This window comes from Caballeronia sp. M23-90 (genome assembly GCF_053574605.1).
Genome location: NZ_JBSIPA010000871.1, coordinates 1 through 878, shown reverse-complemented (window position 1 = coordinate 878; position 878 = coordinate 1). Strand labels below are relative to the sequence as shown.

The window sequence follows — 878 nt, the reverse complement described above, 5'->3', positions numbered from 1 at the left end:
CCCGGCAGTTTCTTGATGTACCGCAGATCCTTGAGGTTCTGGGCACGCTGAAGGATGAAGTCCTGGTTATGGCGCTGGTCGATCATGGCGGGCTGTTTTGTCGCCGCGTCGAGCGTGGCGTCATAGCTCGTCTTGAAGTACTTGCCGACCGTGTCCCTGACTGCCGCGGCACGATCCTGCTCTTCCTGATGCTGCGCGACCATCATCGCCTTGATCAGTGACTTCACTGCAGCGCGGTTCTCGCTAAGCAGCTTGCTGCGCACCGCCAGGACGCAGTCCGTGTAGTTCGCGCCGTATATGTCCACGCCGTTCGAAAGCTGCACTGCGCCCGGCCGCGCTTTCAGTGCCTGCGTGGCATATGGCTCGATGTGGCACATTGCGTCGATGTTTCCCGCGATGAACGCCTGCGCCAGTTCGGGCGACGTGCCGAAGTAGCGCACCTTGACATCGGCGAACGTCATGCCGGACTTCTTCAGGAAGTCGTAAGGGAGCATTTCGAGCGTGTCGGCCTGAAATGTGCCGATCGTCTTGCCGCGCAATTTTTCCGCCGATGTAATGCCCGCCTGCGCGACTATCACGCAGCCTTGCACGCCCGATCCCGCGACGATTTTGATGGGCGCACCGGCGTCGTAGAGCGTCATGAAGTTCGTGTACGGCACCACCGATACATCCACGACGCCTGCGCCAAAGAGCGCCGCAATGTCCGCATTGGTCGGCGTGGTGACGAAGTCCAGCGATACGCCTTGCGCGAGGTTGCGTTCCTTCACGAGAAAGAACGGGCAATTGCAGAGACCGGTGCCGTGAGTGGCTTTGAGCGTGATCGGTCCCGCGGCCATGGCCTGCGGGAGATAGGCGCCGCCGAGCGCCAGCTCGGCGGC

At 61.6% G+C, this 878-nt stretch carries 1 protein-coding gene; it reads right to left on the bottom strand.

The features are described 5' to 3' along the window. On the bottom strand, window positions 1-878 hold an 878-nt coding region (locus ACRXB1_RS36625), incomplete at both ends, for an ABC transporter substrate-binding protein (protein WP_449494852.1).